The organism is Rhodanobacter fulvus Jip2 (assembly GCF_000264315.1).
Lineage (GTDB): Bacteria > Pseudomonadota > Gammaproteobacteria > Xanthomonadales > Rhodanobacteraceae > Rhodanobacter > Rhodanobacter fulvus.
Genome location: NZ_AJXU01000099.1, coordinates 1 through 207 on the forward strand (window position 1 = coordinate 1; position 207 = coordinate 207).

The window sequence follows — 207 nt, forward strand, 5'->3', positions numbered from 1 at the left end:
TTCATCAGTCCACACCTCTTTCGCTTTCCCTCTCAAAGCTTCCATGAAACCATCGTCCGCGTCTTCTTCGTCTTCTCCTGTGTCAGCTTTTAGTTTTTCGAGCTCAAGCTTCTGCTGTGCTATTTTGAGTTTTGCTTCCTCAATCTTCCGCTGGAACTTATCCGGGAACAGGTCAAAGTATTGAGCAAGTTTATCGAGGGCTTTCTG

The 207-nt window shown here is 45.9% G+C and carries 1 pseudogene; it reads right to left on the reverse strand.

The window, feature by feature from the left end:
- A pseudogene (locus tag UU9_RS18215) lies at positions 1-207 on the reverse strand (hypothetical protein); the annotation flags it as partial.